Source organism: Nocardia wallacei (genome assembly GCF_014466955.1).
Taxonomy (GTDB): Bacteria; Actinomycetota; Actinomycetes; order Mycobacteriales; family Mycobacteriaceae; genus Nocardia; species Nocardia wallacei.
On the sequence record NZ_AP023396.1, the window covers coordinates 5,567,154 to 5,588,359 of the forward strand.

The following is a 21,206-nucleotide window of genomic DNA, read 5'->3' on the forward strand; positions in this document are numbered from 1 at the left end:
GCACGCCCAAGGCTGCACGCGGGGCCTTCTGCCGACGGGGATGCACGGGTTGCACTCCCTCATGGCTCACGCGGTGCCATTTCACGGCCGCACCAGTCCTCGTGCCAGCGGCTGCACGGGTGCAGTCCACACGGCTGGACGGTGAGTGGCTCGTGAGGACGGTGGTTCGGGGGCGGGGCGTGTTTCGGTGCTTGCGTGCCGGGTAGCGCCGCGGTGTAGGGGCAAGTGCGTAGTGGGCGGCTTGCCGGACCATGGAGGGAGCGAGCGGATGGGATTCGCCGAGCAGCAGCAGGATGTTCCCGGTGTGCAGTCGGCGATGGAGCCGGTGCCCGACTGCGGTGAACACAGTTATCGCGGTAGCGGGAAGCTCACCGGCAAGGCGGCGGTCGTCACCGGGGCCGACAGTGGCATCGGGCGTGCGGTGGCCATCGCCTTCGCCCGTGAGGGCGCGGACGTCCTGATCTCGTACCTGAACGAGCACGAGGACGCCAAGGAGGTCGCCGAGCTGGTGCGGGAGGCGGGGCGCACCGCCGTGCCCGTGGCCGGTGACGTGTCCGATCCCGCGCACTGCCAGGCGCTGATCGATACCGCGGTCGCGGAGTTCGGCAAGATCGACATCCTGGTCAGCAACGCCGCCTACCAGATGACGCACGAGACCATCGAGGAGATCAGCACCGAGGAGTTCGACTACACCTACCGGGTGAACGTCGGCGCCTACTTCGCCCTGGTGAAGGCCGCGCTGCCGCACATGCCGCCGGGTGGGGCGATCATCGGCAGCTCCTCGGTCAACTCCGATATGCCCTCGCCGACGCTGGCGCCCTACGCCGCCACCAAGGCGGCGATCGCCAACCTGTCCGCCAGCCTGGCACAGCTGTTGGGGCCCAAGGGGATCCGGGTCAACAGCGTGGCGCCGGGACCGATCTGGACGCCGCTGATCCCGTCGACCATGCCGCCGGAGAAGGTGGCGAAATTCGGCGACGACACTCCACTGGGCCGGGCCGGGCAGCCCGCCGAACTCGCGCCCGCGTACGTGCTGCTCGCGAGCGACGAGGGCAGTTACATCTCCGGCGCTCGCCTCGCCGTCACCGGCGGCCGGCCCATTCTGTGAATCACCCGGCGGACCGAATACGGAGGTGGTAGTCATGACCGATCCACAGGACACCTGGGACCCGCCGCAGGACACCGGCGCGCCCGACTCGGTGGAAACCGATCCCGGTGCGCTGAACAGCGCGGAGGATCTCGACGAGGACCGTCTGCAGTCCGACCCGCTCGAAGCGGGCATGGATCCCCCGGAACGCTGGTCGGAGGCCGACCGTTACGGCACGACGCCGTGGGAGGAAGCCCACGACCGGCCGCTGCGCGACCGCCTCGCCGAAGAACAACCCGACACCGAGCCGTCGCCGCCGGAGGAGGACACGCGCCCGGCGGAGGTCGACGCCATCGACATCCCCGACGGCGTGCCGGACAGCTACGACGAGGAACTCGGAACCTCCTCCGATGTGGCCGGAGGCTCTGTCGCCCAGGGCATTCGAACTCCCGAACCGCCGGACTGAACGCGACTCGTCCGTGATTCGGCCCGCGCGGCGACAGTTGTCGCGGCGCGGGCCGAAAGCCTCACTGCGGCAGCGACTCTCGGCGTGCGGTTGCGGCATGTCGGGGACGGCATCATAGCCGCTCAGTCGCGGGTGCGTTCCCGTCTGCCGCGCTCCCTTTCCCGTTCCTCCCTGCCACCGCGCGTCCGGCCCGCTTGTGGCGGTTCACGGTGCGGCGCTTCGTTTCCGGGTGTAGGGCGACTGACATGCACGATGTCCGCTACCTCGCGGACCATCTCCCCGGGCCGTCCGGTCGCCGCCGCTTCCCGCGCCCGCCGGGCCTGCTCCGCGAGCCGATCGGCCGCCTCCCGCTGCCGCTGCCGCTCCATCTCATCGGCCTCGGCACGTTCCCTCTGCTTCACCTTCTCGGCCGCATCCGCTTCCTCCCGCGCCCGCACCGAGTTTTCGACATTCGTCTCTCGATCCCGGGAGAACAATGCCCGGTACTTCTCCGCGAACTCCCGCACCACCCGATCAGCCGCTTCCTTCTGAACCCGCGCACGCTCCTCGCGAGCTTCCCGCTCACGCTCGGCCCTTCCCCGCGCCTCCTTCGCCTCGGCTTCTCTCCGACGTACGATCTCCCGGATATTCGCAAGTCGTTTACGAGCTCGATCGGCACGATCCAACTCGTAGACCCGGATCAATTCAAGCTGCTTCGCGGCAATAGATTGACCGAGTTTCATCGCACGTAGGGCATCGTCGCGCGAAATGACTTCGTGCCGAAATCGCCCAGGGAAGTCACGGGCCATGCTCGACATCTCTTCCTGAATAGTCCTCGGAACGGCCTCCCCCGACACGGTCTCCCAGCCGCTGTGCGTAAGCTGCCCGATTTCGAGCGCTGATCGCTCTTTCTCCAGTTGCCTATAGGTCTCGCGTTCGTTGAGCCGTCCCGATTTGCGCTCCATAGAACGCGTTCCCCTGCCGTCCGTCTTCGCATTGTCCAGAACGCGCGAACCTTTAGGGGTTTCCATCTTGAATTGCCGGACCCAACCCCGTTCTGCGGTTTCACCGCGTTCGTGCGCCCTGCCCAGCTCGAAGTACAGACCTTTCTCGTAGTTAGAGAGATTTCGCCGGAACTTGTCGTACTCGTCATCGGGCACGGTTGTATCCACCCCCCGTCAATACTTCCCGACGAACTCTTCCTATCCCTTGCGGGTTTTCTGTATATCTCGAAGCGCTGCGGTGATAACGTAATCTGCCATCTCGGCATCACGGCGGAACAAATAGTCCGTCATCGACAGGACGCTCATGACTTCTTCGCCGTCACCGTACTGCACTGCAGGACTGAAGTCGGTATACAAAGGTGCACTGCTCCATTGAGGGCGGTTGGTCCATGCCATTCCGGCCCGGCGTATAAAACATTCGCCATAGAACCGGATGAATTGATCCGCAGCGTCCCGGTTTTCGGCGGCGCGCAATCCATGACTGTCACCGAAGTATTCTTTCGATGCTTGAAGTATCGCCACCGTCAGTGGACTGTTCCACCACGCTTCAGAATAGCCAGCGATTCCGGGAACCGTCTCGGTGAGAAATTTGCGAACCTGCGATTCCATATGATCGGACGCAACCCAATCCAAGAACGCTTGTGTCTTGGCATCGAATTCGATGTCGAAACCGAGTTGTTCGTCGCTCATCGTTTCCCCTCGCGTCGGCTGTACCGGTGTGCGGAGCCTATCGGGTCCGGCCCGAATCGGGCCTGATCCGCCCGGCCTCGACCAGCGCCCGGAACGCGGCCCGCTTGCGGGGGCAGTCGCCCACGCTGCACTCCACATGCATCTGCATGATCGCGTGGGCATGATCGAGTGTCAGCGGTCCGATCGGGGCGTTGTGGGTCCACCAGAGGGCCGACAACTCCCGACGGGGCGACGCCGGGTCGTCGGTCACGCGAACACCCCTTCCCGAATCAGCGTCCAGCGAGCGAAACTCAGTCGCGGAGAGACTGTTTCGATTTCCGCGAGGTACAGAATGCCGTTCACCTCCAGCGGGCTCAGATGCTGCGGGGACGGGGTGATCACCACGTCCACGTCGGCGGCACGTACCTGGTCGGCAAGCGGGACGAGCGACGGCTCGGGCCAGACGACCACATAGCCGAGGTGCCGTGCCATACGTTGTACCTGGGCTCGGTCCCACATCGGCGCGTCGGATACTTCCGGATCGATCCATCCCAGCGCGGTCGGTCGAAATCTCATACTCGGCACTCCCTCCCGTTGTCGGTGTCGGAGGCGTCACAGCGGGGGAGCCGGACGGGCGATCTGCCGGGCTACAACCCCTGTGTGAAGCCGAAACCGACGCTAGAACCGGCGGGAACGACCGAGTGACAGTGCGGTGACAGCTGTCCGGGCAGTGGAGTGGTCGGTACGCTCGTGGTCAGAGCGTGTTTCCTCCCGACGTGCTGGAGTGGTGGCAGTGACGACAACCGGTAAGCGAATAGCCGCCGAACGAAAGCTCGCTGGCCTGAAACAGATACAGCTGGCGCAGCGGACGAACTACAGCTTGTCCATGGTTCGCGCGGTCGAGCAGGGCCGGGAACCTGCTTCGCCCGCGTTCATCGCCGCCGCTGCTCGGGTACTGCGGGTAGAGCCCGAGTTGCTGACCGGCGTCCCCTATCGCGACACCATCGAGCAGGACGGGCCGCTCGAGGGTTCTGTCGAGCTTCGAACCATCCTCGCCGAGGGCAGCTACGTTGAGCCACTGGAGCCTTTGCCGTTGGTGCGGTTACAGGCAGAACTCGACGACATCGACCGGGTGTACTTTGCCGACAAGGGCAGGGTGGCGCTCGCTCGGCTGCCGGAGGTAATCAGACGGTTGTACGGGGCGTTGCACACCGAAAGCGACCCCGCCCCCGTGTACACCACGCTCGCGCAAGCGTTTCTTACCGCTGAGCGATTGTGTCGCCGCTTCGGATTCACCAGCCTCGCTCCCACGGTCATAGACCGGCTGGAGTGGGCGGCAGAACGAGCCGACGATCCCCTGTACGTACCGCAATCGCTCATCAAACGCGCACGTGTTCTCATGTATTACGACCGTGCCGACGTAGGGCTGAAGCTGATTGAACGCGGACTGAACGCGATCGAGGGCACAGGCGAAGGCGTGGATGCCGTGCGCGGTTCCGCACACCTCACGGGCGCAATCATTGCGGCGCGGGGCTTCCGTCCCGATACTGCCGAGGAGCACTTGCACGAAGCACGGCGAATCGCCGGACCCATGAAGCACGAAAGCGACGCGTACGGAACGTTGTTCGGCCCCGCGAACGTCGGGATACATTCGGTCGCCGTAGCGCTCGAAGCCGGAAATCCCGATAAGGCGGCGCGCGAAGGAACACGTCTCGTACTCCCGAAGAAAATCGCCCCGCCCCGAGCCGGTCACCACTGGCAGGACGTAGCCCGCGCGTGGTTGCTTATCGGACAGCCGGACAAAGCACTTCACTCGCTGAACTTGGCGCGGCGGATCGCTCCCCAGCAGACGCGGTTGCATCCGTCGGTGCGCGAGACGTTGCACGGGATCGCGTCGGCGCAGCGGCGGCAGTCGGAGACTCTGGTCAGCTTCGCGTCGTGGGCGGGTGTGGCGCTGTAGATCGGAGGCCGGAACGTAGCGCTCGGTCGCAGGCGCGTTCTCGGCCGCATCGCTCCGTTTCCATACCGTGATCGGGAATGTGCGGCTCGAATATGCGATCCATTGTCATCGAATTCGATGTCGGAACCGAGTCGTTCGTCGCTCATCGTTTCCGCTCATGTCGGCTGTAGCGACCAGCGCCCGGAACGCTGCCTCCCGTTCGTCGGACTACTACCCTCTGTGATGACGAATCCGGCGCTAGACCCGGCTGGAACCATCGAGGGACAGTACGTGACAGCTATCCGGGAGAGTGGAGTGGTCGGTACTCTCGTGGTCAGAGCGTGTTTCCTCCCGACGTGCTGGAGTGATGACGGTGACGACAACCGGTGAGCGGATTGCGGCTGAGCGTAAGCTCGCCGGCCTGAAACAGATACAGCTCGCGCAGCGGACGAACTACAGCCTGTCCATGATCCGTGCGGTCGAGCAAGGGCGAGAGCCCGCGTCCGCCGCGTTCATCGCCGCGGCGGCGAAGGCGCTGCACGTCGAGCCCGAGTACCTGACGCAGACGCCTTTCTACGACGTCCTGGAGCAGGACGGCCCACTCGAGGGCATTGCGGAATTGCGGTCGATTCTCGCGGAAGGCGCTTACGTTCGCCCGGTCGAACCGACTCCCATTGCCGAACTGACCACGGAGATGCAGGGCGTAGACACGGCTTACCGCAACGACAAGGGCCGCATCGCGCTTCAGCGCATTCCCCCGCTTATCCGGCAGTTGTACGGCGCTCTACATGCCGCACGAACCGACTCGGAACGCGGCCGGGTCTACACGCTGCTCTCGGCGGCATACGTCACTACCGAACGGCTGTGCCGCCGGTTCGGATTCACCGCACTGGCACCTGTGGTTCTGGATCGGCTCGAATGGGCGGCCGAAGGTGCTGATGATCCGCTCTACGTCGCTCAGGCAAAGGTGAAGCGGGCGCGAATCTTGATGTACCACAACGCGAACGACGTTGGTCTGCGGCTAGTGGAGGACGGGCTGGACCTGATCGAGGGCAATACCGAGCGAGCGAACGCTGTACGTGGCTACGCGCATCTGTGCGGCGCGATAGTCGCCGCTCGTGGCTTCAACGCCGACACGGCCGTAGCTCACATCGAGAGCGCGCGTCGGCTGGCGTGTGGCTTCGACCGCGAATCCGATTTGTACGGAACGCTCTTCGGGCCTGCGAACGTCGGTATTCACTCGGTAGCAGTTGAACTCGAATCCGGAAATCCCGACAAGGCCGCCCGTACGGGGGCCGCGCTCACCTTGCCCGACGAGATCGCCCCGCCCCGAGCCGGTCACCACTGGCAGGACGTAGCCCGGGCATGGTTGCTTGTCGGGCAGCCGGACAAAGCACTTCACTCGCTGAATTTGGCGCGGCGGATCGCTCCCCAGCAGACGCGGTTGCATCCGTCGGTGCGCGAGACGTTGCACGGGATCGCGTCGGCGCAGCGGCGGCAGTCGGAGACTCTGGTCAGCTTCGCGTCGTGGGCGGGTGTGGCGCTGTAGGAACCAGCGAGGCTGTCAGTCCTGCGGGAAGGCGAAGGTGACCGTGCGGGTGGTGGGGTCGGCCGTGATGAGGCGGACTCGGACGTGGCGCCCTTCCGGTGGCGCGCCGAGGCATTTGGCGAGTACCGGGGGTTGGGCGATGAAGACCTCCGCCGCCCGGGAGCCGTTCGCTTCCCGGACGACGACGGCGTCGAACTCCGTGCCGAGGCGCTCGGCGAGGATCGTGGACTCGGTGAGGTCCAGGCAGGCCCGTTCGAGCTTGCCCGCCAGGGCGTCGCTGCGGCGCATGGAGTCGGCGACGGCCGTGAGGCCCTCGGTCGCCCACCGCGGGACCGGCGTCCCGGCGCAGCGGGCCAGGCAGATCTCCGCGACGTAGCGGTCGCCCAGACGTCGCAGCGGCGCCGTGGCGTGGGCGTAGGGCGCACCGATTCCGCTGTGCTGCAGCACATCCGGAATGTCCCCGGCGAGCACCGTGTAGGACGCGCCGCGCAGCAGCGAGGTCGCCTCGGACAGAGCACCAGCGCGGCGGGCGAATCGGCGTCCAGCGCGGCCAGCAGGCGGCCCACAGGCGCGTCGGCGGGCCAGTCCAGCCCGAGGGCGGCGGCGGTGCGGCGCAGCGAGTCGATCGCGGCACGCGGCGGGACGGGCATGGTCCGCAGCAGGCCGAGTGGCTCGGCGTTGTCGCCGCCGAGCATGATGCGCGCCGCGCACATACCGGTGAGCAGCGAGACCTGCTCGTTCCAGTCGTCGGCGGCGGTGCGGGGTTCCACGATCAGCTGCCAGCGCGCGGCGTCGTCGGGCGCACGGTCGTGGCTGTCGCGCACCACGGTCTGCGCGGGCAGCCGCAGGCCGATCGCGCCGCGGCCCAGTCCGGCCTCGATGCGCAGTCGTCCGAATTCCGGCAGCGCGGCGATCGAGGGGTGCGGACGCCCGGCGTCGGCGTCGGCCTGCACGCCCGCGTAGTCCAGCCGGGCGCGCGAGCGCACCATGGCGCGCCGCACCGAAACCTGTTGGGGCTCAGCGGATTCGTCGCACTCGATGGTCCACAGCACGGCGGGCCGCTCGAGATCGGGGAGCAGGCTCGCGGAGCCTTCCGACAACACCTCGGGGTGTAGCGGCACCGTGCCGTCGGGCAGATAGAAGGTCTGGCCCCGGGACAGCGATTCCCGGGCGAGCGCCCCGTCGGGGGCGACAACGGCGCCGACGTCGGCGATCGCGTACTGCAGCAGGAAGCCGGTGGGGGTGCGTTCGAGATACAGCGCCTGGTCCAGATCCAGCGCGCCGGGCGGGTCGATGGTCACCAGCGCAATGTCGGTGCGATCGGCCCGGACGCCCGCGAACGCGTCGACCGCGTCGCGGGCCTCCGAGACGGCCTCGGACGGATAGTCCGAGGCCAGCCCGAATTCGGTTCGGACGGCGCCGAAATCGACCGGCGCCGACACGATCCTGGGATGAAGCTCCACGCGGGGCGCTGAAACTACTGCAGCGCCAGCATGGTGCCGTTCAACTGATCGAACGGCCCGTACACCGTGAACACGACCCGGCCGTCCGGGTACTGCGACGACAGCCCCGACGCGGCGTCGAGCGCCTTGCCGAAGGACGACGCCGACGGATGCGGCAGACCGGAGATCGCCTGGCCGATGTGCGACTGGTGCACCCACTGGGTGTCCCCGTGATTGAGGTCGACCTGCACCCCACCCGGCAGCGGAGTCACCGCGACCGCGTTGGCGGACCCGGCCCCCAGCACACCGATAACCGAAGCAGCACCGGCGATCATCGCACCGGCAACCAGCTTGCGAACTACTCGCATAGAGATAGAACCTGCTTTCCGACGTTCGTTGACACCCACAGCCCCGTTGCCACCCCCAGCAACGGAACCTTCCAACGCGCAACACTTTATGACGTCGATCACCTATACGGCCAGTTGAAGACCGATAGTCACCTCGAAAACACCGACCGCGGCGCGGTTCTCCCCCTATATGGCCGGTTTCCGCGACGACGGCCCGGCGCGTCGGGCGTGGCGGGACCAGCGGGCATGGGGTACCTGCGGTCACACGAACCCGGACCGTGAGGACCGGACGGTCGACTTTCGTGCGACCACCACACCCCGCCTCGCCTCATATGCCACATGCTCCCCATTGGTCGCAACCTGGCAACCACCGTGGCCGAGCGACAGCCGAGAGCGGTCGGCTATGAAATCCGGGCCCTCCGGAGTTTCCGGACAGACGGGACAGGTGCCACGAACCGCCGCGATCCCCCGGCCAAAGACCGATTTCCGCTGGTAGTGCGCCGGGTCGCGGTCGCTGTTACTGTGACCCGAGCGCGTCAGGGACGTCTGTTCCCTCAGTCGTGCGCGCAATTGTCACCATCGTCGAGAAACAAGGGAGTTCCGCACCGTATGTCGTCCATCGTCTACGACTACCTGTTGCCGCTGCTCGGGCCCGAGCAGGCCGCCTACTGGGCACAGATCCTGGTGATCAGCCCGGCGGGCTGAGGACGTCCCAGCTCCGGCCGGCGATCGCGCCGGCCGCGCGGCGGTACCCGAATCCGGGTGCCGCCGTTGCTGTTTTCGGCCCCACCAAGATTGCAATTCGAACGCGGACCGGTCCAGGTCCGGTTACGCGCCGAACCGCGCTGCCCCGCATCGCGATACCCGAACCGCCGGGAATTCCTCCGGGTGCCGACCCGTTCGACCACGGAACTCTTTCGCTCCCTGCCGAATTGACCGGACCGATGCCGGACAGCAGACCGTTCCGTCCGTGATATGTAAACGAAACACGCAGCGGCGCCGAGTGATTCGAGGTTCTCCAGTCCGCTCCACTTGTCGGACCACCCGAGTAGCGTGGCAATTACCAGCGCCCCATCGCGAGTTCGCGGGGCCGTGTTCCAGAGGCGGAAGGGCCGTGTCGAACATTGACGAGCGCATCCGGATGGCGGTGGAATGGCTGCGTGGCAGCCAGCTTCCGCATCCCAGCGGCGGCGCAGGCTGGGGCTGGATTCCCGACGTGCCGCCGAACCCGCAGAACACCGCCGAGGTGGTCTGCGTACTGCACCGCGCCGGCTGCGAGATCCCCCGTGCCGCAAAGGTTGCCGCGCTGGTCCGGGCCACCGTGGTGGAGCGCCCGATCGGCGACGAATGGTATTTCCGCACCCCGATAGACGTGGCCTGGCGCATCCGCGCGCTGCGTTGCCTCGAGGTCGAGGAGACCGATCCCGGACTCCTCGGCGCGCTCCGATCGCTGCTGGATCAACAGGATTCGGAGACCGGCGGGTGGCGCATGTCCGGCTTCCTCGGCCCGGTCTCGGTGACCGCGACGGCCGCGGCGGTGCAGGCCCTGATCGGCGGCGGTGGCTTCGACGGCGAACGGCACCAGGCGATTTCGCGCGGGATCGCGTTCCTGGTGTCGTCGGTGTTCCAGGAGCCGCGAACGCTGCCGATGTACGCGGCGGCGCACATCGCCACCGTGCTGTCGCGCCCGGAGATCGCCGAGATCGGTGACAAGCGCGCCGAACGAGCCTGCACGCTGGCGGTCAAGCGGCTGCTGACGGGCCTGCGCCGCGACGAATGCGAGATCGACACCGAGATCTTCCGCCGCGACGACCTGGTCGATACGTGGCGGCACCTCACCCTGCATCTGGCCGTCGCCGCCGTGGTGTCCGCCGACAGCCGCACCATCTTCGATCCCGCCGTCCGCGCCGGAATCGTCGAACTGCTGGAGATGCAGGAGGTGGACGCGCTGGCCATCTACCGCGGCGGGTTCCGCATCTCCTCCGAGGGGCCGGTCACCTCCTACGCCACCACGCAGGCGCTGGAGGCGCTGCTGCAGGTGCGCCCGGCGATCAACGAACGGGTCAACCCGGCGAAGGTGTACGACGAGATCTGCCGTGCCGACGGCGCCCACCACACCGACCCGCAGGCCGTGGCGACCGTGCGCGGCCGCCGCATGCTGATGAATTCCACTGCGGGGGTGGCCCTGCTGCTGCTCGGGGCCGCCGCCGGGGCCACGGTATTCGCGCTGGCCGTGGGCTTCGATCAGGCGCTCGGCAAGATCGGCAGCCGCGCGCTGGTGGTGTGGGGTACGGCGCTCATCGCGTCCGGCACCTACTGCGGACTCGCCACCAGGTTTCCGCGGCTGCCGAAACGGCGGGTGGCCGGCGCGGTGTTCGCCGCGTACACCGCGCTGGTGCTGCCGGTGATCAGCTTCCTGCTCGCGTAGTCACGTGCGCGCCCCACTGGTCCCGGTCGCCCTCATGGTGGCGGTGACCTGTCTGTGGGGCACCTCCAGCGCGCTGCTGGCCGTGCTGGCGGCCCCGGCCACCGCGGGGCTGGTGGCGCTCGGCGGCGCGGTGACGCTGCTGTTGCTGGCGTGGTCGCGCGGCGAGCGGCCCTGGGAGACGCTGGCCGCGCAGCCGGCGCTCTACGTCCGATTGGGCGCGCTGGAGACTGCGAATCTGGCGCTGTATGTGGCGGCGCTGCGGATCGGGCCGCTGCCGGTCGTGGTGGCGCTGCATCTCACGGCCCCGGTGCTGATCATCACGATGGCCCTGGTGCGCGGCCGCCGTGCGCCGACCGTGCCGGTGCTGCTGGAGCTGATGCTGGTCGCGGTGGCGATATGGCTGGTCACGGGGAGTCGGCCGGAGGCCGGGGCGGGCGGGTTCGCGGTGGCCGGGTGCCTGCTGGCGCTCGGCAGCGCGGCCTGCGTCGCCGCTCTGGTCAGCCTCGTCGCACGGGAGGCCGGGCCGGGCAGCACGATCACCTCGGCCGGTCTGCAACTGCTGCTGGCGGGGGTGGCGAGCAGCCCGCTGCTGGTTGTCGAACCGCCCAGTGCGCGAACGGTTGTCGCGCTGGCCACGGTGGGCGCGTTGCTGCTCGGTCCGGGGTTCGCGCTCTACTGGCAGGCGCTGCGCTGGCTGGACGCGGCCACGGCCAGCATCATCGGACTCAACGAGGCGGTGGTGGCGGCGCTGGTCGGCGCGTGGTGCACCGAGACCCGGCTGACCGCCGCGACCGCCGCCGCGGGGGTGCTCATATTGCTGGCAGTCGGGCTGGAGCAGCGGTCGGCGTCGCGGCGGCGTGTGCCGCCCTGACGAATTCGGCGCAGGCGCTCGGGTCCTTGTCGCCGCGTCGACCGTCGACACCGGAGTTGACGTCGACCCAGGACGGACGCACCGCCTCGATCGCCGCCGCCACATTGCGCGGGTTGAGCCCGCCGGCCAGCATCACCGGGAAATCCTCGCCCGCGAGCTTGTCCACGATGCGGGCGCTGATCGACCAGTCGTGGGTGCGGCCGGTGCCGCCGAGCCGGTGCGCCGAGCGCGAATCCAGCACCACCCCGTCGCAGTCCGGCGCCGCCTCCACCGCAGCGTCGATCGCCTCGGGGCCGGTGACGTGCACCGCCCGGATCACCCGGCGACCGGCCGCCCCGGCCTTCACCGCGCGCACGGTGTCGAGGGTGATCAGGCCGTGCAGCTGGATGCAGTCGACGCCGATGTGGTCGGCCAGCCGCAGCACCGCGTCGGCGTCGGTGAGATGGGTGACCAGCACCCGCTCCACCGTGGGCGGCACCAGCCGCGACAGGCTGCGGGCCTGCTCCGCGGAGAGCACGTCCTCACTGAAATGTGTTGTGCCCGAGATGAAACCGGCCGCATCGGCATCGGCCGCCAACACGGCCCGGAGATCGGATTCGCTCCGGATGCCGCAGATCTTCGCTCGGACGTTGATCATCCGGCACACGATACTGCCTAGTCTGTGCCGCATCCGGCGGGCTAACGCCGGAGAAGGATCGCTTACTGTTGCCGACGCCGGGCACCGGACCGGCCGTCGTCAGCCGACACCAGCGCCGCCCAGCCCGGGACGGCCGCGTCGACGTTGATGCATACCCCCTCAGTATGAATACCCCCAACACCGGGAAGGTATCACGCCCCGATCACAACGCGACAGAGCCTTTCGCCCCCACCTCGATAGCCTGCCCGTCGCTACGGCACGAAAAGGTGGGGACGAGTCGGTCTGTAAGCCGGATCCTGTCCCAGCTGGTGCTGGGGGCGGCCATCCATCTGGGTGTTCCGTTGCCGGGCACCTCGAGCGGTCCACCCGCAGGCTCGGGCGAGCAGCCCTCGGGCGCCTGCGCAACCGCACTCCGGGGAGTGCGGCCTTCGACCTTGCTCCGGGCGGGGTTTACCTAGCCGCCCCGGTCACCCGGGGCGCTGGTGCGCTCTTACCGCACCGTTTCACCCTTACCGGCGCTTCGCCTTCGGAAAGGCTCGGCGCCGGCGGTTTGTTTTCTGTGGCACTGTCCCGCGGGTCACCCCGGGTTGCCGTTAACAACCGCCCTGCTCTGTGGAGTCCGGACTTTCCTCGGCGACAGGCGGCGGCACAGCCCGTGCCCGTTCCTGTCGACGCGGCCGCCCGACCGACTCGTCCGCCGCTATTGTGCCGTCCGGGCTCACCGGGCCGCGCACGACCCCCTGATCACCAGAGATCCTGCCGGTTCTCGGCGTCCCCTGATCCGCTGCCCCAGTATGCGGGCGGCCGGGCGAGACCGGCGCCCGACTCGGTGCCATGGGCGCAGGTGGCCGGGCGAGACCGACGTTGTTCACTGCCCCATGAAGCAGGCGGCCGGGAGAGGGCGGGTGGGTTGGGGCCGTGGGGGTTTCGGGTCGTGGGCAGACTGACGACCATTGACTTCTACCCGGGCCGCGACACCCCGAAACCTCGGCACGTCGTGCGGGCCGCCGGACCGGCGATCCGGACAGGGATCCAGGTCAGCGCTCGATCCCGCAACGAGTTACGGTATTTCGCCATGGAGCGTGTCGAGGTGGGGTTCCCGTCGGGAAGCGAACAGTGTGCAGCGTGGCTCTATCGCCCTGACGGTCCGCCGAAGCCGCGGCCGCTGGTGATCATGGCACACGGACTCGGCGCCGATCGGGAAATGGGCCTGGACCGATACGCGCGCCGCTTCGCCACCGCCGGAATGGGCGTGCTGGTATTCGACTACCGGCACTTCGGCGCCAGCGGCGGCACCCCGCGACAGGTGATCCACATCGGCCGCCAACGCGAGGACTGGCGGGCCGCCATCGCCTTCGCCCGTACCCTGCGCGGTTTCGACGCGACCCGAATCGCGTTGTGGGGCACCTCGTTCGGCGGCGGGCACGTGCTGTCCATCGCGCACGAGGACGACTACCTCGCCGCCGTGGTCGCGCAGTGCCCGTTCACCAGCGGCTGGGCCGCGGCGCGGGCGAAGGGGCCGATCAGCCTGTTCAAGACCGGCACCGTCGCCACCACCGACGTGCTGGTGGGGCCGATCCGGCGCAAACCGGTCGGGGTGCGGCTGGCCGGCCGCAAACGGTCCGCCGCCTTGATGAGCGCCTCCGACGTGCCCGAGGGTTTCGGGCGGCTGGCCGAGGAGAGCGCGCAGTACCAGCCGAAGGTAGCCGCGCGCATCGGGCTGTCGGTGCTGTTCGACTCGCCCTGGCGGCGCACCAAGGGCATCAAGGTACCGGTGCTGTACGCCGTCTGCGACAACGACTCGGTCGCCCCGGTCGCGCCCACGCTCAAGGCCGCCGAGCGCACCAAGCACGCCGTCGTGAAGCGTTACCCCATCGGCCATTTCGACATCTATTTCGACGACTGGTTCGAGAAGGCCGTCTACGACCAGGCCGACTTCCTGGTCTCGGTGCTGCGGCCCTGACGAGCACGGCATGATCGTGCGGCAGGTCGGCGTCGACGAGTGGCCGGTGGCCCGGATGGCGCGGCTCGACGCGCTGGCCGGGTCCGCACCGGGCACTTTCTCGCTGTCCTACGGCGAGGCGGCGGAGTGGGACCGGCAGCGGTGGCGGCGGTGGCTGGCCGACCGGACGTTCTTCGTCGCCGAATCCGCGTCGGAGGTGCTCGGGTGTGTGGGCGGGGTGACCGAATTCGGTACGCCGACACTGGTTTCGATGTTCGTCACCGCGCACGCCCGGGGCACCGGGACATCGGACCGCCTGGTGGAGGCCGTGGTGGACTGGGCGCGCGCGGCGGGGCACGATCGACTGCACCTATGGGTGACGCACGGCAACAGCCACGCCGAGAAGCTCTATCTCCGGCACGGTTTCGCGCGGTCGGGGCGGAGACGGCCGGGCTCGCCGGCGCAGCCGCGGATCGACTACGAGATGGTGCGGGCGCTGTGAGGACCGCGCGCGGTATCCTGGATCGAGATCAGCGGGCGCTCCCAGCCGCCCGCCCGGCGATGGCCCCGGTGCGCCGCGAAGCACCGTCCGCATGAAATGCGTTGTGCCCCACGGGAAGGTTGTTCCCGTGCACCGATGAGTGCCGCGCGGGCCCGCACGCCCGCCGACATCCGCCGGCAGCGGCGGCCGCGCGCACATACCTGCTGGAATCACCTGATCGCGGCACCGCTGTGGCCCAAGCACGGGGTGAATCTCGGTACGCTGCTGCGCACCTGCGACGCCGTCGGGGCCTGCCTCGCGGTGCCGCGCAAACCATGGGTGCCCGAGGCGCTGCAACGCGGCAACACGCTGCGGCACCGGCAGTGCGTGCACTGGGTGGACGGCCGCGTGGACCGCTGGCTGGACCGGCAGCGGCGCGGTGGTTCGGCGGTCGTCGGGGTCGAGCTGACCGACGAATCGGTGCGGCTCGGCGACCTCCCGGCCGCCCGCAAACGCACCGTCGTAGTGCTCGGCAACGAGGGGTCCGGGATCCCGCCGGAGGGCATGGAGCGGCTGGATCTGGCCGTGGAGATCCCGATGGTGGGAACCGGGCACAGTCTCAATGTCGCGGTCGCGGCGTCGCTGGTGCTCTACAAGCTGGCCGGATTGTGTTGAGCGGGTTACAGATACGACGTATCGTTCACCAAGCGCACCGACGCGCCGCCGTCGGGATAGAACTCTGCGATCGACAACGACGCCAGATCCAGGTGCAGCCGGTACAGCAGCGACGGGCCCACCCCCAGTGCGAGTTGCAGCAGCGTTTTGATCGGCGTCACGTGGCTGACCACCACCACGTTCTGCCCCGGATACAACGCCACGATGTCGCGACGGGCCGCCTCCACGCGCTCGCGCACCCGCTCGAAGCTCTCACCGCCCGGGGCGGGCAGGCTCGGGTCGCCCAGCCAGCGCGTGTGCAGGTCCGGATCCCGTTGCGCCGCTTCGGTGAAGGTGAGGCCCTCCCACTCGCCGAAGTCGGTTTCGATCAGACCGTCGAGGACCCGCACCGGCGCGTTCAGGGCCTGAGCGGCGGCCTCGGCGGTCGCACGCGCGCGGCCCAGGGGGGAGGTCACGACGGCGGCGATATCACCTTTCGCCGCAAGGTGTTCGGCCGCCCGCGCGGCCTGCTCGCGGCCCAGCGCGGTCAGCGGCGGGTTGCCGCGGCCGGAATACCGGCGCTGGACGGAGAGTTCGGTCTGCCCGTGCCGGAGCAGCAGCATCCGGGTGGGGCGGCCGCGCGCGCCGGTCCAACCGGGGGCGGTGGTCGTGGTGGGGTCAGACGAATGAGCTTGCGTCGCTACGGTTTGCGCCGATTCGGCGGATTGCGATTCCGGGCTCGCCGCTCGGGCGTCGGCCACCTCGTCGATCCAGCTGGGAAGTTCCTGTTCGATGCCGACCGCCGACCCCCGCGCCTCGGCCTCGCGGACCTCGGTGATCAGTTTCGCGTCGTCCATCGCCTCGTTGGCCAGGCGGTCGGCGTGCGAATTCTGCGCGCGCGGAATCCATTCGAACCGGACCACGTCGAAACCGGCGACCAGCTGCCGGGCCCGCTCGGCGAGGGGCACCATCGCGGCGTGCTTGACCTTCCAGCGGCCCGACATCTGCTCCACGACGAGTTTGGAGTCCATGCGAACCTCGACCTCACGGGCGCCGAGTTCGGCCGCGGCCGCCAAACCCGCTATCAGGCCGCGGTATTCGGCGACATTGTTGGTCGCGATGCCGATCGCCTCGCGCCGCTCGGACAGCACGCCCACGTGCGCGGCATCCCACACCACCGCGCCGAATCCGGCGGGCCCGGGATTACCGCGCGAACCACCGTCGGCCTCCACGATCACCTTGGTCACCACCGCACTCCCTCCACCTGATCCGCACCGACGGCGTGCGGCGACGCCCGTCGTACTCCCGTCCCGAAATCGCTCCGCTTACAACCCGGATTGCTTGGTGCGCACCAGGATCGCGCCGCACTCGGGGCAGCGGACCACGACCTCCGGGTCGGTCTTGGCGATCCGGGCGATCTCGCCGCGGTCGAGTTCGATGCGGCAGGCGCCGCAGCGCCGAGCCTGCAGCAGCGCGGCGCCGACGCCGTGCTGGGCGCGTTGCTTGTCGTAGATGCCGAGCAGTTCCGCGGGGAAGGCGGTGAGCAGTCGTTCGCGGTCGGTGGCGCAGCGTCCGGCCGCGACCTCGAGGTCGGCCAGCGCCTCGTCGCGGCGGCGGCGGGCGTCGGCGAGATCTTCCTCGGCCTTCGACAGGTTGGCGCCCGCGTGCTGATGGTCGGCGACGGCCGCCTCGCGGCGCTCCATCACGTCGAGCATGTCGTCCTCGAGCACCGTGCGGCGGCGTTCCAGGCTGGTGAGTTCGTGCTGCAGCTCCGACAGTTGCTTGGCGCCGACGCTGCCGGACTCGAGCATGCCGCGGTCGCGCTGTTCGCGTTTGCGGACGCTGTCGACCTCGGTCTCCAGTTTGCGGATGTCCCGATCCAGGTCGTCGATCAGGATCTCGACCTTGACGGCCGCGTCCTTGCGCGTGCTGCGCTCCGCCTCCAGCCGCTGGACCTCCTGCTGCTCGGGCAACACCTTGCGGCGATGCTCGATCCGGGTCAGCTCGGCGTCGACGGCGGCGAGGTCGAGCAGCTTGGACTGGATCGATGGTTCGACATTCAACGCGGAACTTACTCCTCGACGCTATGGACGGTTCGGCGGCAGCGGTGGCCCGGTCGGGCGCCCGACACCGAAGTTCAACCGTACTCCGCCCACGGCTCGTTTCGTCCCAACCCCGCGACGAGCGCTGTGGCAGGCTCGTCGGCATGCATCATTACGAGGTGGAGGTCGTCTGGAGCGGGGCGACGACGGACTATCGCTCGTATTCGCGCAACCACGAGGCGCTCGCGCCTGGCCGCCCGCCACTGCCCGGCAGCGCCGATCCGGTGATCGGCCGCGGCGACGCCGACCGGTGGAATCCGGAGCTGCTGCTGGTCGCGTCGCTGTCGGAATGTCACATGCTGTGGTACCTGCATCTGTGCACCGAGTCGGGCATCGTCGTCACCGACTACCGTGACGCCGCCGAGGGGACCATGGACGATCAGCGCTTCCAGCGGGTCACGCTGCGGCCTCGGGTCACGATCACCGATCCGGCGCGCGTGGATGCGGCGCGGGAACTGCACGCCGCGGCGCACCAGCGCTGCTTCATCGCCAACTCGATGAATTTCCCGGTGGTGCACGAGCCTGCGGTCACCGCCTGAGGCGGTCGGTCAGGTCGCGGGCGGGGTGAAGTCGTCGAGGCCGTTCACCCGGGTGTTGTGGGCGGCTCGGATCAGCCAGGTGTCCGCGCGTCGGACCATGACCAGGGTGATGTAGCCACGCCGGTCCGAGGCCGAGTCCTGGCCCGGCAGGACGTGATCGGGCCAGCTCCAGGCGGTGTGCACCAGGGCGACATCCGGGGCGAGTTCCCGTACGCTCACCACCTCTTGCGAGTAGTTCTTCTTCTGGGCGAGGACCGACTCCGGGACATCCTCGTGCCCTTCGACATTCTCCCGCCGCGTCCGCCACCAGATCCCCCGGTGGGTGATGAAATCCGAGTCCTCGGTGAAATAGGCGCCCCACCGGTCCATCTCGTGCCGGATCCAGAGATCGGTGTGCGCTGCCAGAATGTCGCGAATCCGCTGTTCGTCGTCGGCGTCCATACACCGAGGATGCAGGCTCAACATTGGTTGAGGTCAAGCGGAGCGGTCCCGGTGACCGCGGTGTCGGTCGTGCGACGAGCAGGTGTCCCGACGAGGGTAGGCGCGGGCTCAGTCGGCGGCGCCGAGGGTCCACGGGTCGGTGCGGATCGAGCAGACGCGAGTTTCCACGGCCGGCAAGGCTTTTCCTACGATGTCGGCGGCTTGGGCGCACCAGGGGAATTCGGTGGCCCAGTGGGCGGCGTCGATCAGGGCGGGTCCGCCCGCGCGCAGATGTTCGTCGGCGGGGTGGTGGCGTAGGTCGGCGGTGACGTAGGCGTCGACGCCGAGGCGGGAGACGGTGCCCAGGAAGGAATCCCCCGCGCCGCCGCAGACCGCGACCGTGCGAATGGCCCGATCCGGGTCACCGGCCGCGCGCACGCCCCACGCGGTACTCGGGAGCGCGGCCCGGACTCTGGCGGTGAATTCGCGCAACGATTCCGGCCGGGGCAACTCGCCCACCCGGCCCAGGCCGCACTCGGACGGCAGCGTCGCCCGCTCGGTGACGTGGAAGGCGGGTGATTCGTAGGGGTGAGCGGCATGGAGGGCGGCCGATACGGCGGAGCGCGCCGACGGTGGCGCCACCACCTCGATCCGGTCCTCCTCGACCCGCTCCAGCGAACCCACCTCTCCGATAGTCGGATTCGCGCCTTCCAGCGGCCGGAACCGGCCGGTGCCCGGCACCTGCCAGCAGCATTCGCGGTAGTGATCGCTACCGCCCGCACCCGCGGCGAACAGTGCCGCGAGGACGGCCTCGGTGTGCGCACGAGGCACCTGCACGACCCATTTGTCCACTGCCGCAGCCGGTTTCGGCTCCAGCGGGCCGGTGACGGTGAGACCCAGCGCCTGCGCCAGCGCGTCGGACACGCCCGGATCGGCGGAATCGGCATTGGTGTGCGCCGTGAACAAGGCGCATCCGCCGCGAATCAACCGGTGCAGCAGCGCACCTTTGGGCGTAGCGGCCGACACGGTGTCGACCCCGCGCAACAGCAGCGGGTGGTGCACCACCAATGCCTGTGCGCCCCAGTCGATCGCATCGTCGACCACGGCAGCGGTCGCGTCCACGGCGAACACCACCCGCGACACCGATTCGGCCGGATCACCACACACCAGCCCCACCGAATCCCACGATTCGGCCAGCCGCGGCGGATACGCCGCATCCAGCACCGCGATCAACTCCGACAGCGCCACCGCTTCCGTCCGGGTCACCGAACCACCTCCACTCCAGTCACATTCGCTCTACCCACACCGATCGCGTCAGGCCGACGACCGCCCCGTTCGGCATGCCGCGCCGATGCCCGTTCCGCTGCCTCGTAGGGGCCAGGGTCGTTACGCCACAGCGCTGCCCTGCCACCACGGTCGAAGTGCGAGCGCCCGACACTCGCACCGAACGCGCCTTCACGGCAAGTGGGCGCGTCCGGTGCGCGGGGGCCGGGTCGGTCATAGGCCCACCTCTCGGATCGCGGCGACCAGGCGGTCCACGTCGGCGGGGCCGCGTACCGCGAGGCGGAGGTGGCCGGGGTCGAGGCCGGGGAAGGTGTCGCCGCGGCGGACGGCGATGCCCTTGTCGGCCAGGCGTTTGCGCAGGAGCTCGGCGTCGGGTACGCGGACCAGCAGGAAGGGCGCGTGGGCGGGCTCGTGCACCTCGATGCCGAGTTCTCGCAGGCGGGGGATCATCGCGGCGCGGTCGGCCGCGATATGCTCGGCGCGGGAACGGGTTTCGGTGACGGCGCCCGGTTCGGCCGTCGCGGCGATCGCTTCCAGTTGCAGCGTGCCGAGCGGCCAGTGTGCCCGGCCGTGGTTCAGGCGCGCCAGGACGTCCGGCGCGCCGAGGAAGTAGCCGCAGCGGAGTCCGGCCAGGGCCCAGGTCTTGGTGAGGCTGCGCAACACCAGGAGGTCCGGAAGGGACTCTGCGGCAACCGATTCCACTTCCCCCGGCACCGCGTCGGCGAATGCCTCGTCGACCACGACGATCCGTCCAGGCCGCCGTAGCGCGCGGATCGTATCCGCCGGATGCAGCACCGAGGTCGGGTTGGTCGGATTGCCCACCACCACCAGGTCGGCCGCGTCCGGCACCAGATCCGGCTCCAGGACGTACGGCGGCGCCAAGACCACTCGGGCGACCGGCACATCCGCTTCCCGCAGGGCCAGTTCCGGCTCGGTGAACGACGGATGGATCACCGCGGCCAGCGCGGGCGACAGGCGCGGCACCATCGCGAACCCTTCGGCCGCGCCCGCGAGCAACAGCACCTCCTCGGGATCTCGCCCGTGCCGAGCCGCCACCGCCACCCGCGCGGCCCGCTCCTGCGCCGCATCGGGGTAACGCCCCAGCTCCCCCAGCCGCGCCGCCAACCGCCCCCGCAACCACTCCGGCGGCCCACTCCCCTGCACGTTCACCGCGAAGTCCACCATCCCCGCCCGCACCTCGACATCCCCGTGATGTCGCAACCTTGCCCGATCCACCTCGTCGGCGAACTCGCCACTCACCGGCGCACCTCCCCGGCCGCACCCCGCGCCCCGGCGGCAGGGTGCGGGGCGTTCCTTCGGCGCGAGGTGGTGGTGTCCTGGGGCACAGCCAACCACCCTACGTGGG

Annotated in this window: 21 protein-coding genes, 1 other RNA gene and 1 pseudogene; 10 read left to right on the top strand and 13 right to left on the bottom strand. The window is 68.9% G+C overall.

From position 1 onward, the window contains the following. Positions 1 to 268 precede the first annotated feature (268 nt). Positions 269 to 1,108 carry a glucose 1-dehydrogenase gene (locus NWFMUON74_RS24525; RefSeq protein WP_187684142.1) on the top strand — a complete coding sequence of 280 codons (840 nt, stop codon included), beginning with the start codon at positions 269 to 271 and terminating at the stop codon, positions 1,106 to 1,108. Between the two features lie 34 nt (positions 1,109 to 1,142). Further along, on the top strand, positions 1,143 to 1,553 hold the full coding sequence (locus NWFMUON74_RS24530; protein ID WP_187684143.1) for a hypothetical protein: 411 nt from the start codon (positions 1,143 to 1,145) through the stop codon (positions 1,551 to 1,553). 122 nt (positions 1,554 to 1,675) lie between these two features. Here the strand turns inward: NWFMUON74_RS24530 and NWFMUON74_RS24535 are convergent, their stop codons facing one another. Genes NWFMUON74_RS24535 through NWFMUON74_RS24550 form a run of 4 tightly spaced genes read right to left on the bottom strand, consistent with a single transcriptional unit; the run spans position 1,676 to position 3,781 of the window. Further along, the gene (locus NWFMUON74_RS24535) at positions 1,676 to 2,704 is read right to left on the bottom strand and encodes a hypothetical protein (protein ID WP_187684144.1); all 1,029 of its coding nucleotides are present in this window, start codon (positions 2,702 to 2,704) and stop codon (positions 1,676 to 1,678) included. A gap of 30 nt (positions 2,705 to 2,734) precedes the next feature. After that, a complete protein-coding gene (locus NWFMUON74_RS24540) occupies positions 2,735 to 3,226 on the bottom strand; it encodes a hypothetical protein (RefSeq protein WP_187684145.1) in 492 nt (163 codons plus the stop codon). Between the two features lie 37 nt (positions 3,227 to 3,263). Continuing rightward, a complete protein-coding gene (locus NWFMUON74_RS24545) occupies positions 3,264 to 3,476 on the bottom strand; it encodes a hypothetical protein (protein WP_187684146.1) in 213 nt (70 codons plus the stop codon). Next, positions 3,473 to 3,781, bottom strand: a complete 309-nt coding sequence (locus tag NWFMUON74_RS24550; protein WP_187684147.1) for a hypothetical protein — start codon at positions 3,779 to 3,781, stop codon at positions 3,473 to 3,475. Before NWFMUON74_RS24550 ends, NWFMUON74_RS24545 begins: the two co-directional genes overlap by 4 nt. Positions 3,782 to 3,998: 217 nt before the next feature. Between NWFMUON74_RS24550 and NWFMUON74_RS24555 the strand changes: the two genes are divergently transcribed. Both NWFMUON74_RS24555 and NWFMUON74_RS24560 read left to right on the top strand, forming a co-directional pair. Beyond that, on the top strand, positions 3,999 to 5,165 hold the full coding sequence (locus NWFMUON74_RS24555; RefSeq protein WP_232110575.1) for a helix-turn-helix domain-containing protein: 1,167 nt from the start codon (positions 3,999 to 4,001) through the stop codon (positions 5,163 to 5,165). Between the two features lie 346 nt (positions 5,166 to 5,511). Further along, positions 5,512 to 6,693, top strand: coding sequence for a helix-turn-helix domain-containing protein (locus NWFMUON74_RS24560; protein WP_187684149.1), 1,182 nt, complete (start codon positions 5,512 to 5,514; stop codon positions 6,691 to 6,693). Positions 6,694 to 6,708: 15 nt separating this feature from the next. On the opposite strand, the pseudogene NWFMUON74_RS24565 reads toward NWFMUON74_RS24560, so the two are convergent. Continuing rightward, positions 6,709 to 8,156: pseudogene (locus NWFMUON74_RS24565) on the bottom strand (RNB domain-containing ribonuclease). A 14-nt stretch (positions 8,157 to 8,170) separates the two neighbouring features. Then, complete coding sequence (locus NWFMUON74_RS24570; RefSeq protein ID WP_187684150.1) at positions 8,171 to 8,503, bottom strand: hypothetical protein; 333 nt, start codon at positions 8,501 to 8,503, stop codon at positions 8,171 to 8,173. 1,093 nt (positions 8,504 to 9,596) lie between these two features. Here NWFMUON74_RS24570 and NWFMUON74_RS24575 point away from each other — a divergent pair. Further along, positions 9,597 to 10,910 (top strand): hypothetical protein, encoded by a 1,314-nt coding sequence (locus NWFMUON74_RS24575; RefSeq protein ID WP_187684151.1) that lies wholly within the window; start codon positions 9,597 to 9,599, stop codon positions 10,908 to 10,910. A 4-nt stretch (positions 10,911 to 10,914) separates the two neighbouring features. After that, positions 10,915 to 11,781 (top strand): DMT family transporter, encoded by an 867-nt coding sequence (locus NWFMUON74_RS24580; protein WP_187684152.1) that lies wholly within the window; start codon positions 10,915 to 10,917, stop codon positions 11,779 to 11,781. Here NWFMUON74_RS24580 and NWFMUON74_RS24585 read toward each other — a convergent pair. Together NWFMUON74_RS24585 and rnpB are read right to left on the bottom strand one after the other, a co-directional pair. Further along, entirely contained in the window at positions 11,720 to 12,418 is a 699-nt protein-coding gene (locus NWFMUON74_RS24585) for a phosphoribosylanthranilate isomerase (RefSeq protein ID WP_187684153.1), read from the bottom strand. The genes NWFMUON74_RS24580 and NWFMUON74_RS24585 overlap by 62 nt on opposite strands. A gap of 269 nt (positions 12,419 to 12,687) precedes the next feature. Further along, positions 12,688 to 13,111: RNase P RNA component class A (gene rnpB, locus NWFMUON74_RS24590), an RNA gene on the bottom strand. A gap of 382 nt (positions 13,112 to 13,493) precedes the next feature. Here rnpB and NWFMUON74_RS24595 point away from each other — a divergent pair. The 3 genes from NWFMUON74_RS24595 to NWFMUON74_RS24605 all read left to right on the top strand — a co-directional run bounded on the left by NWFMUON74_RS24595 (position 13,494) and on the right by NWFMUON74_RS24605 (position 15,516). Further along, positions 13,494 to 14,381 (top strand): alpha/beta hydrolase, encoded by an 888-nt coding sequence (locus NWFMUON74_RS24595; RefSeq protein WP_269475361.1) that lies wholly within the window; start codon positions 13,494 to 13,496, stop codon positions 14,379 to 14,381. A gap of 10 nt (positions 14,382 to 14,391) precedes the next feature. Beyond that, on the top strand, positions 14,392 to 14,862 hold the full coding sequence (locus tag NWFMUON74_RS24600) for a GNAT family N-acetyltransferase (protein ID WP_187684155.1): 471 nt from the start codon (positions 14,392 to 14,394) through the stop codon (positions 14,860 to 14,862). A gap of 135 nt (positions 14,863 to 14,997) precedes the next feature. Continuing rightward, positions 14,998 to 15,516 carry a TrmH family RNA methyltransferase gene (locus tag NWFMUON74_RS24605; RefSeq protein ID WP_187684156.1) on the top strand — a complete coding sequence of 173 codons (519 nt, stop codon included), beginning with the start codon at positions 14,998 to 15,000 and terminating at the stop codon, positions 15,514 to 15,516. A gap of 5 nt (positions 15,517 to 15,521) precedes the next feature. On the opposite strand, the gene NWFMUON74_RS24610 is transcribed toward NWFMUON74_RS24605, so the two are convergent. Continuing rightward, positions 15,522 to 16,742: a bifunctional RNase H/acid phosphatase gene (locus NWFMUON74_RS24610; RefSeq protein ID WP_187684157.1), complete on the bottom strand. Its 1,221-nt coding sequence runs from the start codon at positions 16,740 to 16,742 to the stop codon at positions 15,522 to 15,524. 78 nt (positions 16,743 to 16,820) lie between these two features. Next, the gene (locus tag NWFMUON74_RS24615; protein ID WP_187684158.1) at positions 16,821 to 17,558 is read right to left on the bottom strand and encodes a zinc ribbon domain-containing protein; all 738 of its coding nucleotides are present in this window, start codon (positions 17,556 to 17,558) and stop codon (positions 16,821 to 16,823) included. 143 nt (positions 17,559 to 17,701) lie between these two features. Here NWFMUON74_RS24615 and NWFMUON74_RS24620 point away from each other — a divergent pair, with 143 nt between their 5' ends. Next, a complete protein-coding gene (locus tag NWFMUON74_RS24620; protein WP_187684159.1) occupies positions 17,702 to 18,136 on the top strand; it encodes an OsmC family protein in 435 nt (144 codons plus the stop codon). 9 nt (positions 18,137 to 18,145) lie between these two features. On the opposite strand, the gene NWFMUON74_RS24625 is transcribed toward NWFMUON74_RS24620, so the two are convergent. From NWFMUON74_RS24625 to cobC, 3 genes are all read right to left on the bottom strand, one after another. Next, the gene (locus NWFMUON74_RS24625; protein ID WP_187684160.1) at positions 18,146 to 18,577 is read right to left on the bottom strand and encodes a YybH family protein; all 432 of its coding nucleotides are present in this window, start codon (positions 18,575 to 18,577) and stop codon (positions 18,146 to 18,148) included. A gap of 108 nt (positions 18,578 to 18,685) precedes the next feature. Further along, positions 18,686 to 19,822: a Nif3-like dinuclear metal center hexameric protein gene (locus NWFMUON74_RS24630; protein ID WP_187684161.1), complete on the bottom strand. Its 1,137-nt coding sequence runs from the start codon at positions 19,820 to 19,822 to the stop codon at positions 18,686 to 18,688. 231 nt (positions 19,823 to 20,053) lie between these two features. Then, on the bottom strand, positions 20,054 to 21,100 hold the full coding sequence (cobC, locus tag NWFMUON74_RS24635; RefSeq protein ID WP_269475291.1) for an Rv2231c family histidinol phosphate aminotransferase CobC: 1,047 nt from the start codon (positions 21,098 to 21,100) through the stop codon (positions 20,054 to 20,056). Between the last annotated feature and the right edge of the window lie 106 nt (positions 21,101 to 21,206).

Bases quoted from the DNA above. Each gene is read 5' to 3' on its own strand.
- NWFMUON74_RS24570 (WP_187684150.1), bottom strand. From the start codon at position 8,503: ATGCGAGTAGTTCGCAAGCTGGTTGCCGGTGCGATGATCGCCGGTGCT.
- NWFMUON74_RS24620 (WP_187684159.1), top strand. From the start codon at position 17,702: ATGCATCATTACGAGGTGGAGGTCGTCTGGAGCGGGGCGACGACGGAC.
- NWFMUON74_RS24530 (WP_187684143.1), top strand. From the start codon at position 1,143: ATGACCGATCCACAGGACACCTGGGACCCGCCGCAGGACACCGGCGCG.
- NWFMUON74_RS24595 (WP_269475361.1), top strand. From the start codon at position 13,494: ATGGAGCGTGTCGAGGTGGGGTTCCCGTCGGGAAGCGAACAGTGTGCA.
- NWFMUON74_RS24540 (WP_187684145.1), bottom strand. From the start codon at position 3,226: ATGAGCGACGAACAACTCGGTTTCGACATCGAATTCGATGCCAAGACA.
- NWFMUON74_RS24585 (WP_187684153.1), bottom strand. From the start codon at position 12,418: ATGATCAACGTCCGAGCGAAGATCTGCGGCATCCGGAGCGAATCCGAT.
- NWFMUON74_RS24625 (WP_187684160.1), bottom strand. From the start codon at position 18,577: ATGGACGCCGACGACGAACAGCGGATTCGCGACATTCTGGCAGCGCAC.
- NWFMUON74_RS24600 (WP_187684155.1), top strand. From the start codon at position 14,392: ATGATCGTGCGGCAGGTCGGCGTCGACGAGTGGCCGGTGGCCCGGATG.
- NWFMUON74_RS24525 (WP_187684142.1), top strand. From the start codon at position 269: ATGGGATTCGCCGAGCAGCAGCAGGATGTTCCCGGTGTGCAGTCGGCG.
- NWFMUON74_RS24605 (WP_187684156.1), top strand. From the start codon at position 14,998: ATGAGTGCCGCGCGGGCCCGCACGCCCGCCGACATCCGCCGGCAGCGG.
- NWFMUON74_RS24550 (WP_187684147.1), bottom strand. From the start codon at position 3,781: ATGAGATTTCGACCGACCGCGCTGGGATGGATCGATCCGGAAGTATCC.
- NWFMUON74_RS24560 (WP_187684149.1), top strand. From the start codon at position 5,512: ATGACGGTGACGACAACCGGTGAGCGGATTGCGGCTGAGCGTAAGCTC.